The 15,669-nt window shown below is 28.5% G+C and carries 12 protein-coding genes and 5 tRNA genes; 4 read left to right on the top strand and 13 right to left on the bottom strand.

Annotated elements, in window-relative coordinates; all coding sequences use genetic code 4:
* Positions 1 to 133: 133 nt before the first annotated feature.
* Entirely contained in the window at positions 134 to 274 is a 141-nt protein-coding gene (locus V3255_RS02895; protein ID WP_252263094.1) for a hypothetical protein, read from the bottom strand.
* 360 nt (positions 275 to 634) lie between these two features.
* A complete protein-coding gene (locus V3255_RS02890) occupies positions 635 to 1,015 on the bottom strand; it encodes a hypothetical protein (protein ID WP_337903131.1) in 381 nt (126 codons plus the stop codon).
* A gap of 452 nt (positions 1,016 to 1,467) precedes the next feature.
* Between V3255_RS02890 and V3255_RS02885 the strand changes: the two genes are divergently transcribed.
* Positions 1,468 to 1,968, top strand: a complete 501-nt coding sequence (locus V3255_RS02885) for a hypothetical protein (RefSeq protein WP_252262765.1) — start codon at positions 1,468 to 1,470, stop codon at positions 1,966 to 1,968.
* Between the two features lie 287 nt (positions 1,969 to 2,255).
* Entirely contained in the window at positions 2,256 to 3,071 is an 816-nt protein-coding gene (locus V3255_RS02880; protein ID WP_069099381.1) for a MurR/RpiR family transcriptional regulator, read from the top strand.
* On the opposite strand, the gene V3255_RS02875 is transcribed toward V3255_RS02880, so the two are convergent.
* From V3255_RS02875 to V3255_RS02825, 11 genes are all read right to left on the bottom strand, one after another.
* Positions 3,058 to 3,903, bottom strand: a complete 846-nt coding sequence (locus tag V3255_RS02875) for an FAD synthase (protein WP_337903130.1) — start codon at positions 3,901 to 3,903, stop codon at positions 3,058 to 3,060. The two genes, V3255_RS02880 and V3255_RS02875, sit on opposite strands and share 14 nt — an antisense overlap.
* Position 3,904: 1 nt before the next feature.
* Entirely contained in the window at positions 3,905 to 4,717 is an 813-nt protein-coding gene (locus V3255_RS02870; RefSeq protein WP_337903129.1) for a YcsE-related riboflavin metabolism phosphatase, read from the bottom strand.
* A gap of 7 nt (positions 4,718 to 4,724) precedes the next feature.
* Positions 4,725 to 5,567 (bottom strand): tRNA pseudouridine(55) synthase TruB, encoded by an 843-nt coding sequence (gene truB, locus V3255_RS02865; RefSeq protein WP_337903128.1) that lies wholly within the window; start codon positions 5,565 to 5,567, stop codon positions 4,725 to 4,727.
* 42 nt (positions 5,568 to 5,609) lie between these two features.
* A tRNA-Leu gene (locus V3255_RS02860) sits at positions 5,610 to 5,693 on the bottom strand.
* A gap of 29 nt (positions 5,694 to 5,722) precedes the next feature.
* Positions 5,723 to 5,798, bottom strand: a tRNA-Thr gene (locus V3255_RS02855).
* Positions 5,799 to 5,801: 3 nt separating this feature from the next.
* Positions 5,802 to 5,877, bottom strand: a tRNA-Val gene (locus V3255_RS02850).
* A 6-nt stretch (positions 5,878 to 5,883) separates the two neighbouring features.
* Positions 5,884 to 5,959, bottom strand: a tRNA-Glu gene (locus V3255_RS02845).
* 2 nt (positions 5,960 to 5,961) lie between these two features.
* Positions 5,962 to 6,036, bottom strand: a tRNA-Asn gene (locus V3255_RS02840).
* 72 nt (positions 6,037 to 6,108) lie between these two features.
* Entirely contained in the window at positions 6,109 to 6,306 is a 198-nt protein-coding gene (gene rpmF / locus V3255_RS02835) for a 50S ribosomal protein L32 (RefSeq protein ID WP_044283976.1), read from the bottom strand.
* 25 nt (positions 6,307 to 6,331) lie between these two features.
* The gene (locus V3255_RS02830) at positions 6,332 to 8,488 is read right to left on the bottom strand and encodes a phenylalanine--tRNA ligase subunit beta (protein ID WP_337903127.1); all 2,157 of its coding nucleotides are present in this window, start codon (positions 8,486 to 8,488) and stop codon (positions 6,332 to 6,334) included.
* Between the two features lie 9 nt (positions 8,489 to 8,497).
* A complete protein-coding gene (locus V3255_RS02825; protein WP_333503702.1) occupies positions 8,498 to 9,178 on the bottom strand; it encodes a hypothetical protein in 681 nt (226 codons plus the stop codon).
* Positions 9,179 to 9,450: 272 nt separating this feature from the next.
* Here V3255_RS02825 and V3255_RS02820 point away from each other — a divergent pair, with 272 nt between their 5' ends.
* Both V3255_RS02820 and V3255_RS02815 read left to right on the top strand, forming a co-directional pair.
* Positions 9,451 to 12,588 (top strand): P97 family adhesin, encoded by a 3,138-nt coding sequence (locus tag V3255_RS02820; protein ID WP_341516234.1) that lies wholly within the window; start codon positions 9,451 to 9,453, stop codon positions 12,586 to 12,588.
* 10 nt (positions 12,589 to 12,598) lie between these two features.
* Positions 12,599 to 15,622 carry a P110/LppT family adhesin N-terminal domain gene (locus V3255_RS02815; RefSeq protein ID WP_333503704.1) on the top strand — a complete coding sequence of 1,008 codons (3,024 nt, stop codon included), beginning with the start codon at positions 12,599 to 12,601 and terminating at the stop codon, positions 15,620 to 15,622.
* Positions 15,623 to 15,669: the final 47 nt, after the last annotated feature.

Here is a 15,669-nt window from a genome sequence, read left to right as displayed (position 1 = left end):
CAAAATTAGTAATATTAAAATAAAATATTTTGTTATTAATCCCGAGTTTCCCAGTTTCATAAGGTAATTTTAAAAAAGTATCCGGTTTTAGGGACTTTTTTAAGTTTTTTGGTAAAAGTTGGTTACAATTTTATTAGTGATTTATTAAGATATCAAAGTAAAAATCATATCTATTTCAAATGTTTGGATCGCTAGGGACACCATCGTGTTTTTTAAATATAATTTGCTGATCTAAAGTGTTAAATTCAACCCTTTGTCTTAATTTTTGCAACATCGATACTAAACCAACTTAGTTAATTTTTGTTTTTTCATAATTTATAATTATACCATAAAATTACTTAAAATGCTACCAAATGCTACTTATAAAATTAAGGTTTTACATTAAAAAAACACCGATTTACGGGTGTTTCTTCATATTTATATTCACTAAAAAGTGAATTTTTGTCTTAAAACTGGGAAACTCGGGATAAAATATTTTGTTATTAATAGGTGGATGTGGTCTATTTCTATTTTGTAAGTTTGACTTTGCTTATATGTTCTTTACATGCAACATCTATTAAATAGCTTTTTACTACTTATTTTATTTATTATAGTCTGGGTTTTAAAAGCGAATGCAATAACTAGCTCGTTAGAATTAGAAATCAAAACGACCTTTTGGAAAAGGTTCGTGTTTGTCGTTAAACACTGATTTGTAAAAGTGATCTGGTGTACTTGGGAATGTTACAAGTTCTAGGTCTTTATTTTTAAATTGATCTTCTCAATTGTTTAGTATTACTTTTGAAATATCAGCAATTAAATTTCCAGAAAAATTTAATCGTTGAAGTATTTTAGAAAGTTCGGTAATTTGGGTTTGGTGGGTAATTCTAAATTCGGCAATAAGTCCATCAAAATAAACCTCGCAAAGTGCTATTCTAATAGGTGTACTTTGTAATTGTTGATAAGTAAGGTTGTAAGGTTTTAATACGATAACTTTTTTTTCGAATGCATACCATTGTTCATAAGCAACCTGATACATGTCTGTAGGTTTAAGATATAATCGCTCGTTTATTTTAAATGTTTTCATTATTTAGTTAAGTCCTCCAAATTATGAAGTTGTTCATTTTTTTACTAATTTATAGCTTAAATCTATAAGTGTAAAAATGTAGTGGCAATATTATTTTTTTTATTGTAATAATAAATTGTACAATAAAAAAAAAAAAAAAAGTAAGTAAGTTAGTATACTAATTTTAGACGCATTCAAAAAAAGATTGTCAAAATGAAACAATACAAATTTGCAGTTGAATAGGAATTTAAATACATTAAAATGCCGAAACTAAAGGATTAAAAATTGAATTTTACCTTTTTAAGAAAAATTTAGACAAATTTACAAAATAAATCAAAAAGTAAAATCTCCATAAACAATGAAATTTGCATATATATGGTAATAATTTGATAGCAAATTGGCAAAAAAAGTATTATAATAATGGTATGAAAAGTCCAATAAGTGCTGGTGGGAAAAACAAATCTCCACGCAAACCAAAAAAGAAATATACAATTAACGATCTTTCTGAAAATGATCGTGTAATTTATCAAGAAATAGTGGAAAATATTCTTAGAAGATCAGGGATTAAGCACGCAATTGTTGTTGAGGAGCTTAAAAAACGAAAACAAGAACAAGAAAAATATAAAGATAAAATCGAAAATAGCACTAGAATTTCTAGTATTTTAAATGTTAATCGTACTTCGATTTATGAAAAAATAAGGGTGAAAAAACCACCAAAGGAAATGATTTATGATGAAAAGTTGCTTGAGTGAATTCGTAAAACTTTCATTTTAAATCAAAAAGCAATAGGTCGCGACGCCCTATATAAGATTTACAAAAATGAGGGAAATTTTGTATCCACGTACGTGTTTCATAAACACTACCAATTTTTAGGAATAAAATCAATTGGTTATAAAAGGAAAGGAAAACCAGCGCCAAAAGAGTAAAAGTTTTGCGAATTTAAGCTGAAGATCATATCAAAAGTGAATTTAGCCTAGAAATTTTGATGAAAAATGGTTTGCTGATATTAAATTTATAAAAATTAAGGTTGAATCATAAAATGTGAGATAAACTTTAATGAAATATAAAAAAATGTGCTAAATTTACTTTATAATTGTGTTTGAAAATAATTTTTTCGGAGTTTTAGCCATTGATTTTATAAATTTTTTTAATAGTATAAAAATTTATAAAATTTATATAATTTTTTTTATTTTTTTAGTATAATTAAATTATTATGAGTGTACTTACTATTTCGAAAAATTTTAAATTAACACATATTGAAAAACTAATAATTCGTTTCATAGAAACAAAACCACAAAAATTTGTGGAACTGACAATTAATGAACTTGCTGCAATTTTATTTATAAGCGTCGGAACAATTACTCAATTAACTAAAAAACTTGGTTTTAACAACTTTAAAGAACTAAAAAAATTCGTAATTGAATGATTAAAAATCGATAAAGATAACAATTTATATAATGAAAATGATGAAATTGAGAACATAAATCTTCTTTATGCTCACAGTATTGAAAAAACTTTGGCAATTTTAGATGTTAATCAAATCAATCGAATTGCTAATTTGATGTTAAAAATGGATAAAATTATTGTTTTTGGTGCTGGCGCATCCTTAATTGCCGCAACTGAATTTACACATAATTTAAGAAATTTACACTTAAATGCTTTTAGGGCTAATTCAATCACTGATATTGCTGCCTGAGTTGATTCACCTATGAATACTTGTTTATTTATTTTTTCAACTTCGATGACTTCAAAAAGTGCACTTGCGATTGCTAAACTATTAAAGCAACAACAAATTTATACTATTTTTATTACTTCTAATATTTCACTCGAGCCGACTCAATATTCAGAAGTTGTTTATGTTGATAATTTAGAGCAAAATAATAGTCTTTTTTCAATTGGTGCAAAAATATCCCAACTTTTTGTGGCAGACTTATTAACTACAAAACTTCAAAGAGAACTCAACGTTAACCGCTCAGATTTATATACCGAATTTATGCGTGTTTGACATAGAAAAACTAAATTTGACTAATTTTTCTATGCTGTTCTTTGAATAATTTTTTTGCATTTTCAATGTCTTGGTCTTTCAAGACATTGTTTTTTTGTGAATAAATAAGGCGAATCTGCTTGATAATTTCAAGAAAACCTGAATTTATGTTTGGCTGTTCAAAAAAATGAACTTTTCCGGCCCGGCTATCAAATTCTATATGAATAATGACCGGAAATTTTATATTTTCGCTTATATTAACAAAATAGCCAAGATAAATACCAGGAGCAGGACAAATTAATGATGAGTCTCAAGTAAATTTTCCTTCTGGGCTAATTGAGGTGCTAACTAAAAAATTTGAAGCCAAAAACTTATTTAAATTTTCAAAGTCACCAAATTCAAGGAAAAGTTTTAAATTTTTTGTTGAAATTTTTTTATTATTTTCAGCTAAATGATCAATAATTTTAGTTTTGGGGAAGAAATTTTGCAATTTCTTCGAATTTCAACTAGCGTTTTTGCCAAAACTAAAATTTTTGCCAACAACAAAAAATTTAGCACCATAATTTAAAAAAATTTCAATAAATTCTTGACCATCAAGTTCTTGCATTTTGGAGTCAAAGTCAAAAATTAAAATATTTTGAACCCCAGAATTAGCCATCATTTGAATACGCGCGTCAAGATCAGTGAAATTTTTGCTTGTATTTTTTGGCAGTTTTGATGGATCTCTAATCAGCATTAAGATAACATTTTGGCCTAAAATTGTTGCATTTTTTAGAAGTTCAAGGTGTCCTAAATGAAATGATTCAAATCCACCCAGAACAAAAACAGGATCAGCAAAATCAAATTTTGAGCTTGGATAATAAAAGACTTTTGTCATTTTAATCAATTATGTTTAATTCTATTGCTTTAAGGTAAACGCCAAAAGAATCAACAGGTGGGGCAATATCTTTTGCAGCTTCTTTTACCTCTGGAACTGTTGAGTTTTCCATTGCAACGCCAAAGCCAACATTTTTTAACATTTTAGTGTCATTTCGCGAATCACCAAAGGCAATAATTTCGTGAATTTCAACATTATGCATTTTTGCAAGAATTTCTAAAGTCTGCATTTTGTCAACGTTTTTTGCGCCAATGAAAAATCCTCATGACCACCTTGAGCTGACGCTAACATTTAGATTATTTTTTTCAGCAAATTCTTCAAATTTTAACTGTATTTCAGAAGTTGTGTCCTGATCATCAACAACTGTAAAAATGTGGAAATTATTCTTAAAATTACACATTTTTAACGGCTTCATTCGATCAAAATACGGACTTAAAAACTTTGAAGAATGCTGTGGAAAGTAGTTTGAGGTATAAATTCACTCAGAGTCCATAATTATGTAGCGAACTTTGTGCTGATCGAAAAACTCAACAATTTTTAAAAAATCACTGATTTTAATAGGATTTTCATAAATCATTTGCTTTTTTTTGAAATCAAAAATGAAAGCACCGTTGGCTCCAATGAAGTAATCGACATTTTTTGCATTAATTAATTGCCCTATCGTCACAAAATCACGCCCAGTTACAAAAGTTGTGATAATATTTTTCTCTTTTAATTTTGCAAAAAGCAAGTCTATTTTTTCGGGAATTTCTTGACCACCATGAGGCACAATTGTATCATCAATATCTGTTGCAAAAATTTTAAATTTATTCATTATAAGCCTAAATTTTTATTAAGTTTTTAACTTTATTACCAAAAATTTTTTTTGGTAATAGTTCATTATTAATTATTTTGCCAAAACCAACTAAATGTTCATCAAAAACAAGTTGAATAAATTCGCTGTCTTTGGTAAAATAATTAATTTTCTTACCGTTCAAAAGTTCAATAAGTTGATCTGAATTGACTAAAATTTGTGGAAAATCAAGGAAATTCTGTATTTTTAAAGGTAAATTAACAAATGAAAAATCAAAATTACCGATTTTAACACGCTCTAATTCAGATAAATATCCACCGGTTTTTAGCATTTTACCTAAATCATTAGCTAGTGAACGAATATAACAACCTTTTGAAACTTCTCAAAGTATTGTTGCGATTTGTTTTTTTTCATTAAATTCTAATAAAATGGTTTTAGATATTTTTATTTTAATAGGCGCTAATTCTATATCTTTACCATTTCGCGCATATTCATAAGCGCGTTTTCCGCTAATTTTTTTACTTGAAAAAATCGGCGGGACCTGTAATTCTAGCTGTTCTAATTCTAACAATTTGGACTCGAGGGCTGTTTTTGTGACTCAAGTTGCGGATTTACAGGTAAAAATTTCCCCATCTATATCAAAAGTTGTTGAATAAAAACCGAAATTGACTTGGGCAATGTAAGTTTTGTTTTCTTGATCTAAATAAGGCAATAATTTTGTATCATCATCAGTAGCGACTAATAACAAACCAGATGCAAAAGGATCGAGAGTTCCTGAGTGACCTGCTTTTTTGATTGAGTTTATTTTTGCTCATTTTCTTAAAAAAGTCGCAGAACTAATATTTTTTGGCTTATAAAGGAATGTAACCATTATTATAAAAATAAAAAAATCAACTAAAAGTTGATCTTAAGCTGGTGCGCAAGAAGGGACTTGAACCCTTACGCCCGAAGGCACTAGAGCCTAAATCTAGCGTGTCTGCCATTTCACCACTTGCGCGCATAACTTAGAAACTCTATCTAAAAAGATGGTGCCACTTATAGGAATCGAACCTACGACCTTTCGCTTACAAGGCGACTGCTCTGCCTGCTGAGCTAAAGTGGCTAATGGTGGAAGATAAGGGACTTGAACCCCTGACCTTCGCCTTGTAAGGGCGTTGCTCTCCCAGCTGAGCTAATCTTCCAATCTTTGGTGACCCGTACGGGACTCGAACCCGTGAATCCATGGATGAAAACCATGTGTGTTAACCGCTTCACCAACGGGCCAATGGCGCCGATTGCGGGGATCGAACCTGCGACCAACTGGTTAACAGCCAGCTGCTCTACCGCTGAGCTAAATCGGCAAAATAAAACCAAAAGTAATTATACTATAAAATTTTATTTTAACAAGAAAATTTTTAAAATTTTTTTTCTTGTTAATGTTTATCATTGATTGCTTGGAAATTTATAACTTTACGATTCTTATAAAATCCACAAAATTGACAAACATGATGTTGTAATTGTTTATTAGAACAATTGCTGCAATTCACAAGGTTTGGCAATTTTAATGCTGAATGAGAATTTCGCTTATGTTTTCTTTGTTTGGAGGTTTTTCGTTTCGGAACTATAGCCATTTTTTTCCTTTAAAAATAGAAGAAATTATTTATAAAATTTATCTATTTCCTGACAAACCTTGTCAGTTCCAGTTACTCTGTAAGTAATTTTCTGGCGATTATTAATTATAACATAATCTTTTAATTTTATTGAAAAAATTTCTGGAATTTTTTTAATAACGTCTAAATAAGTGTCAGGAATATCATTTTTATCTAAAGATAGCGTAATATCTCGATATTTAAGTTGCGAATTATCATATGGCTCGAACTTAACAAGTTTATTTTTATGTTCAAGATCAATTTTTGAAACGATTATTTCAAGAAAATTGATGTTTTGGTAGTCATATTTTTCACTTATTTGTCCAACTCAGCCAACTAAAGTATTATTTCAATAAATAAATTGGGACACTGAAGGATTTAGAAATTCAGATTTGGCCGGCTTAAAACTAAAGTTATCACTGTATAAAATTTTTAAATGATCTTTTAGAGTTTCAAGATTATAAACTGTCGAAGCCATGGCAAAAACTTGATGTTTCTCGGAGACACTACCTGTTTCATAAAGACTAATATCAATCATTTTTCGCTTAACATTATATTTTACAATTTTTGCTAACTGTCAGGCGAGTGAATATCTAATTGTTGTGTGTTCTTGGGATGTATAAGTTGTTAAGGTTTGAGTTTTTAAATTTAATGGATTAAAATTTTCTGACTGAGAAATTAAAAGGAACGAATTAGCTTCAAAATAACCTAAAGTTTTTAGTTGAATTGGTTTTGGATCAACAACAGAAATTGATCTCTCTACCTTAGCTAATTTTTTGTTCCCTAATTTTTCAAGTCCGTAAAATCTAAGAAAATCAGCGGAATAATCGGCAAAAAATTCAATGTCAACACGATAAAACGGTGCTAAAAAACTGTCAGAATTAAAATTATAATAGATTTTCTGAAGAATTGAGTTAATTTTTTCAAAATCTTTTTGCTCAAGTTCAATTCCTAAAATATTTTGGACTTCTTCAAGTCCAAAATTAATGCTAGGTCTTTGGTCAAATTGATTTTTGTCAAAATTAATTGGTGCAGAAAAATTAATTCCGTGTTTTTCAAGGAAAAATTCTAGAAAAATAAAGCTTAAAAGTGTTGTTCCTTGACTGTAATTTTTTGCCAATTGTCTTGCTGAGGGACTGCTTAAATTAAAATTATGATTAATTTGCCTAATTTTTGCTGAGTCAAATTTAGGCATTATTAAGTATAAATTTTGATCTTTTTCTATTGGTTTTTGGAATATTTCCGGAATTAGTATTAATTCATCATTGTTTCAAAATTGAAAAGTAGCAAATGAGTCTTGAATTTCAGGTAATTTTGTTTCTTGATAAGTTAATTTAATTTGGTTTTGATCTTTATTTGTTTGTAAAAAATAAGATGGCTGACCTGTGTAAATTAAGACAAAATTAGCAAAATTTTGGTTTAAATCAGCAATTTTAACACCTGATTTTAAAAGTAAAAAAATATCTACTAAGCCAAGATTAGGAACTTTTTCAATCTCAATAGCAGCAACTTTTGACTCATTTTTTTTAGTAATAATTTCTAAATTTGATTTACTTTTGCTGTCAAAATTTAGTTTGTCAAACTCCAAATCCAATTTTGTGCCAAAAAAAGCAGCAAGTTCAATTGCTATTACTAAATAAGAATTTGCATCAGGCCTGTTTCATAAAAGTTTGATATCTAAAATTAGGTCAGATAATTCTAAAATTTCAAGCGGATTTTGTTCTAGATCAAAAATTGGATCAAAAACAAGTACTCCTTGGTCCAGTTCTGGACTTAAGAGTTTAGTGCTAAAACCTAATTCACTAGCTGAAACTAGCATTCCTTCAGAAATGTGACCGCGTAATTTTTTAGCTTCAAAAGTTATTTTTCCATTTGTTGAACCAGGAACAAAAGCTAAAACTTGCTTGTCTTTTTGGACATTTTTTGCTGCAGTTTGAATTTGTCTTATTTTGTCGTCAAACTGAACTTGACAAATCAGTAAATTGTCAGCATTTTCATTTTTTTTAACTTCCAAAATATTTCCAAATTTTATGCCGGAAATTTCGTTTAGTTTTGAAATTTTATCAACTTCAAAACTAAGACTAATCAAAGCGTCAATCACTTTTTCGTCGCTAATATGATCAATATTAGCTATTTTTTTTAATCTTCTTAATGAAAAAAGCATTTTTTTTACCTATCAAAATTGTTTTAAAAAACGTAAATCATTTTTATAAAATTCACGAATATCACTAATCCCGAATTTAATAGCAGCTAGTCTTTCAATCCCAATTCCAGCGGCAATTCCGTAAATATTTTTATCAGTAAATCCGGCATTTTTCATAACTTTTGGGTGTAAAAGTCCACATCCTAGAACCTCAATTCAACGCCCCTGATAAAAAATATCGACTTCAAAAGAAGGTTGCGTAAATGGGAAATATGACGGCCTAAAACGGGTTTCTAATTTTGTTTCAAACACAAATTCAAGCAAATCACTAAGCAATCCTTTAAGATGTGAGACAGTGTATTTTCCGGTTGCAACTAAATCTAATTGATTAAACTGATGAGAATGAGTTGCGTCTTCTTCGTCGTTTCGGAAAACTTTTCCAAAAGAGAAAAAAGCCCGTTCTTGATTAGGATATTTTGCAATTGCTTCAATTGAAACACCAGTTTTATGAGTGGCCAGTAAATTTTCGCTGTCAAAAACAAGACTTTGAGTTGGGTCAAAAGCAGGGTGAGATTTGTCAATATTTAACCTTACAAAATTTTTCTCAAAAGTTGTCAGTTCATCAGATTTAATGTGTTCAAAACCGTAGATAGATAAAAAATCAGTAATTCTTTTAGTTAAAAGTGATATTAAATTAAGTGAGTTTGGCATGATCTAAGAGTTTTATGTTTTAAAATATTAAAATAGAAAGAGATTTAAATTAAATAAGGTAAAATTATAGCATAACTTACTTAAACAAAAGCAAAATTTTATTTACTTTTTTAGCAAAAAAAGCAAAAAAGTTGCTAATTTTCTTATTTTGTGTTTTAAAAATCAATTTGCTATTATTTTTAAACATAAAATTAATAATAATAGCAGTTCTATGCCAAAAAGGCAAAATATGCTATAATTTATTAATTTATTAAAATTTAGGAGTGTGGACTATGAATTCATCAAGTTTAGCAGCCAAAATGAAAAAAAACAAAAGAAAAGTATTAATTTTGTCATCATTTTTCACAGGACTGGCTTTTGTTGGAATAACAGTCGGAATTAGTTTTACATTTAAATATAACGGAAAACATCCGTGCGAAGAAGTCCAGCAATTTGTAAAGAAAGTAAAATATGTTGCATTTAATCCTGAAAAAATAAGCAAAAATAGCGATTTTTCTGCAATCAAAAGTTTATTATTTGACGGAAATACTCTTAAAAACACAATTAAACTTGATGAGTACTTGATTCCTTATTATTTTAGTGAAGATTCAAAACAACTTGTTAAATTTGAGCAGCAAAATGAAAAAACTAACTCGCCAGTTTTTGACTTTGTTGATTTAAATTTTGATGATTTAAATCAAAATTTTATTATTAAATTTAGAGCAAGACAACAAATAACTGACCAAAATTTTGCACAATCAGATTTTGTTTTATATCCTGTTTCTTTTTATGACTCAAGAAAGTTTTTGAAAGCAGATTTTAACTTTGCTCTGCAAAAAATTACAAAAAAAATAGAAGATGCAGTCTCTAATTTTAATACGACAATATCGAATTTTTCTGAGGAAAATTCGAATTTAGCTCAAAACAATTTATACCGAGCTTTAGATTTTGCCGCTAAAATTAATTCTAGTCAAGATTCTTCGCAAGTTGAAAAAAATTTAGGGCAAATTTTTCCAAAACTTACTGATTTAATTTCTTCTGTTAGAAATTCAAAAGAAAATTTAATTCCTGAAACAAATGCCCAAATTTTCGATATAAATTTTGCAAAAGATGCTACAACCAACCAATTTGTCAGCGTTCAAAACAATATTGCGACAATGTTTTTGCAGGCTAGTTTGACTCAGTCGGCACTTGATCAATTAGGTGATAATTTTGAAAATAATGGAAATAAAATTATCAACATAAACCTTGAATCCAAAGATAAAAAATCAATATTTTTGGATGTTAATGATTTTTTTGCAAATGTTAAACTAAAACCGTTAATTTATAATACAGAGGAAAAAGACAATAAACTTCTCATAAGCAAGCAAAATCCCTTTGATTTTTTTGCAAAAATGAAATTTGAATCCAACCCTTTTTTAAAAAATTCAAGCATTAAAGACTTGATAAACCCGTTGTTAGCTGAAAATTTATCTCTAGATTTTGGTAATTTTAATAAATCAATCCCTTCAGATAAGCAAGGTATTGATTTTATTTTTGACACGCCAAACGCAAAACTAATAAATGACAATGGAAAATATATTATTGAATTACCGTATAAAATTGTCTTAAATGAGTCTTTTTTTGATAATAATTCAAACGAAATTATCAATGAAAAGGAATTAATTTTAAGAATTGAAGGCTTTGGTTTGCCTATAAATTCTAGTGCTGCTTCCGGAAATGCTTTTGGTAATTTTTCTATTCCTGGAACACAAAAAGGGATAATTTATCAACAAAATCCACTTTTTGACAATAAAAGTGCCAATTTAGCGCAATTTATTTCAACTTTTGGCGAACCTGTTTTTGCAAAAGTGCCGTTAAATAAAGAAGAATTAGACAATTTATTACTAAAACAGGATTATAAAACCTTAGCCGATAAATTGAGTTTGCCTTCATCTTATAATTATAATTTTGATAATTTTGAGGCAAAAGTTAGATCTTGATCAGGTAAAACTTTGATTCCTAGCCTAGATGATATTTCCCATTTTAAAAAGTTTGAAACAACAACTAGTATAAATTCCTCAAATTCAACTGGAAATTTGGCAGTTAGTTCTTTAGTTTCAAATACTTTTTTTCAAAATCCATCTGATGTAGCTGCTTTTTTTGCAAACTATATTCAGCAAGAGCCTAATAAAATTGCTAAAACATTTTTTGAATTAGCTAAATATTTTGGACTTCTTAATCAAAATCGTTCTTCTTTACAGACTTTTGATGATGATTTACAGGAAGATATCTTTAAAAAAGCAGCAAAAATTAACCTTGATAATAAAAATGTTCAAGTTTTAAGTTTTAATAATCATTTTGAAGATGTTTTTAATCAAGGCTTTTTTTCTACATTATTTTTACCCCAATCGATAAAAACTCAAATTGGTGATTTGAAAAAAAAATCAACTTCAGATGTTTTAGCAGCATTGAAAGATCAAGAAATTTTTAAGGAATCTAACACTAATTTTGATATTAATCAAATAAAGGAAAATTACAGACAAAGCGTTCAGTTTGCTACTCTTGCTGACGTTTTATTAGCTTTTTATTTAAAATCATCCCAGTTGAGTAATTTTTTGGCATGAGAAAAAATAGATTCAAATTTAAATTATGAAATAGTTTTTAAAAAAGGCAATGAAATTTCAAAGCAAACTCTTGATCAAGAAATTAAAAAAATAACAGAACAACCTAAACCTGAACAAGAAAATGATGGACAGCCTGGACAGACTGAATCAACTGAATCGACTGAGCAGACTCAAGGGACTGAACAAACTGTACAGGCCCAACAATCTGAAAATGCTCAACAACCCGGAGAAGTTGGGCAAAATTTAACAGATAGTAAAAATTTTGAATATTTAACCCTAAATTTTTATTACAATATTGGGGATGAAAATACTAGCAAATTTTCACTTCAAACACCTGTTAGAAAAATTTTAATTAATTTATCTACCGAAAAAATTGATCCAAAAGTTTCAGATCAAGAAAAACTTAATTCACTAGCAGACTCAATTCCTTCTGAATTATTGAATTTTGAAGTAAATGAAGAAACATTTAATAAAATTTCTAAACCCCAAACTAACACAACTGGGCAGCAAAATGATCAAACTTCACAACTTTCATCATTAGAAAATGATCTTAATAATTTGAAAAAAACTAAAGAATATTTTTCAAAATCATTAGAAAAAACCGAACTAAGATTTGATATATTTCCTACCTTCGAAAATTCAATAAAAAAAGACACAATAAATTTTTTACTAACAGTTTCTATTCTTGATAAAAACCCTCAGACTCAAGGTTCTAGCCAAAATAATACTAATCAAGCCGAATTTTCAGCCTCTCGCAGTTTAAAAATTTCAGTAAAAAAATCAGTTAATTCAGAGTCATCCGCTTCAAGTCAACAATCAAACTAACGAGGTCAAAATGAAAAAGTTCTTCAATTTTAAGCATTTTTCAAGCAAAACATCCAATATAGTTATCGGAATTTCATCTTTAACAATAGTTAGCGGGCTTGCTATTTCAATTCCCTTAGGAATTTATTCTTATAATCGTTCTTACTATCAAAAATTAAATGAAGAAATTCAAACATTGAGTTTAGATCAGGAGCAAAATCCTTTTAAAAATGGGCTAGCTGGTTTGTTTGATAATTTGACAGTTAAAGATAATTTTAAAAATTTAACCGCTTTTACTGCACTAAATTTGGCAAAAAGCAAAATTTATAATTTTGACCTTTTATCATTAATAGATCTTGATAAATTATATGAAAATGAATATCAAATTACTTATGATTTGATAAATGCACAAGTTAGTGGAAATTCGATAAAAAATATTGTCTTATTTTTAAAGTCAAAAAATGACAACCAAATTTTTTCAAAAGCAATTGATATCAAAAATTTCGCAGATGAAAATAAAGTTGTTGATTTTTCAAAATTTGAAATTGATGAAAAAAAGTCATCAATTAATATAGACTCAAAAAATTTAATTAGTTTTTCTGAATTTAAAACTAAAATTCAAGCAAGTTTTAGCGCGGCTCAAGCCACAGAAAACCAAAAATTTATTGCATTTGAAAAAGCGCTTTTAGCACTCAAGGGAAGTTATAATTTTGTAAATAGTTTAGGAAATCCGTCCTTTATTCGCAATGGTTTGACTCTTGAGCCAACAATTGTTGACAATAACCTTAGTTTTTTTTCTGAAGCTGGCCAAAATTACCTTAATTTTGAGTTAATTGATGGGGATAAAAAAACTCCAATTCAGCTGGAAATAAAAGGAATTGCTACTGATCAAGAAATTGAATCAGAAATAAAATCTTGAATAAATGATGAGTTAATTCCTGAAATAAAATTAAAACCTGAAATCCAGCAAAATCTTGTTAGCAAAAATTTATCACTTGGATCATATTTGTATTCAACTCAAGATGAAACAAACAGCATACTGTCAAAAAATTTTTCAGAATTATTTAATTACACTAGCAACGAGTTTAGTCTAAATACTAATAAATTAAAAAATTATCTCGTAAATATAGATATTGTTCTTAAAGATTTGTCTGAAATTAGTGAACAAGATCGCCTAAATTTAATTAAAGACGGAAAAGTTCGCCTAAATTTAAGCGGAACCTTAACAAAAAGAGACCATCAAAAATTTATAAAAATTTTAGATTTTAAATTGGACACTGATATTAAACCTGATCTAAACGAATTTTCACGTATTTTTGCAAGGAATTTACCTGAAACTAAATTACAAGATTTTTCTTTGCCAAAAGCTTCAAATACTCCAGCACTCAGTTCGGATAAATTGGTTCAAATATTTAATGAAATTAAGGAATCATCTAGTCAAATTGACACCAAAAATCCTAATGATAAATTAGTTACGCAGCTTTATTTGCTAGATTTTGGTAAAAATCCAAGCAAAGATTCGCTTGAAAAGTATAAAAAAGAGTTAATAGAAATTTCAGAAAGTTCAAAATCTCAAGCAATTCAAGCCCAAACTTTTTCAGATTCAGGTGATGGCAAAAGTGAAAATGAACCATTAACTTTAGGGAAGTCTATCTGAAAAGCTTTAAATTTACAGCATAATTTTATTTCACTTGATGTAAAACCAGAAATAAATTTTGAAAAGCAAAGTGATAATTTTGTTATTGAATTTTCACTGGTTTCTACTAAAAATAATGAAAAATTGGCCTCTTCAAAAATCCAGATTAATAATGTTTTAAGTTCGCAACAAAGTGCCTTTGATGTTGCTTCAAAATTTTATCCAACCTTTTTCCTTGACGGAAGAGCTAGCTTTTCACAAACTTCACCAACCGAAACGCTAAAAATTCAAGACTTATCTGATAATGACATTAATTTTCAGAATAGTAATTCTACCGAAAATAAGCTAACCCACAATGGTTTTGAAATCAAAAAAGCCTTTAAATTTATAGATAATTCGCAAAAAACCGAGAATACTTCTAGTTCGACCGAGACGCCAAAAACAAATCCTGCCCCATTTTCGCGAGTCAATTCAGGGGTTGTTTATTTAGCATTTAGACCAAAAAATATTAACGATTATAAAAAACATTATTTACTTTCAGATTCAAATGGTAGTGGACTTTTCATTCAAAAAGTTGCAAGATCTAAATATGTTGAAAAGTCAAAACCAATTAAGGCAAAAATTGAAAAAAATAAAGAAGTACAAATTATTCCCAACCTTTCAATAGATGCTAGTCAGATTGATGCAAAAATTGACGAATATGTTATTGGTTTTGATTTGAAGCAAGCTGAAAATTTTCAATCTTCTAATACTTATTTACGTAAAGATAAGGATTGACTACATTTAGAAATAAATTCATTTTTAACTTCTGCAAAAGAAAAACAAGCTGTCGTTCTTGGACCTAGTTCTTGAAAAATAAAAGATAGGATGTTATCGGCGGATATAAATGAAAATTCTACTGGTTTTCCACCTAATTCTGAATATCGCCCATCAATAGAAATTGCAAATCGTCTCGATGAAATGCGTCTTTTTTCACAAGAATTTCGAAATTCTTCACCATTTGTCGGCCAAAAAATTAATCCAATAATTGAACAAGACCAGGATATTCTCCTTGAAATTATTAAAACCCCTTGATCTTTTGAAATTACAGCTTATTCTTCGTCAAATAATCAGCTAAATTCGCCATTCTCAGTTAGTTTAAATGCTAAAACAATTTATAATATTAACCATTTTACTGGTGTGTGAAACCCACTTCCTAATTTTTTCAATCTTGATTGATCTCAAATCGGCCCTAATCCTGAAAAAATGTCAACTGATACTGACTCGAAAGGATCAGATTCAGCTCAAAGTCAAAATTCAAATGCTTCTATAATTCTTAAAGGTCTTGCTGTTTATAACAATTCTCAATTGACCAGCCCTTTAGGAAAACCAGCTCGCGAAGAAATCAAACGTTCTTTTATTAATGCATATTTAAAATAAAATCTTTGCGCCTAAGTTAGTAGAAAAAATTAACAAAAGCGGTGTAA

The organism is Mesomycoplasma ovipneumoniae, assembly GCF_038095975.1.
In the GTDB taxonomy this organism is placed as follows: Bacteria; Bacillota_I; Bacilli_A; order Mycoplasmatales; family Metamycoplasmataceae; genus Mesomycoplasma; species Mesomycoplasma ovipneumoniae_C.
The sequence above is the reverse complement of the archived record's forward strand: the minus strand, read 5'-3'. Positions and strand labels throughout refer to the sequence as shown.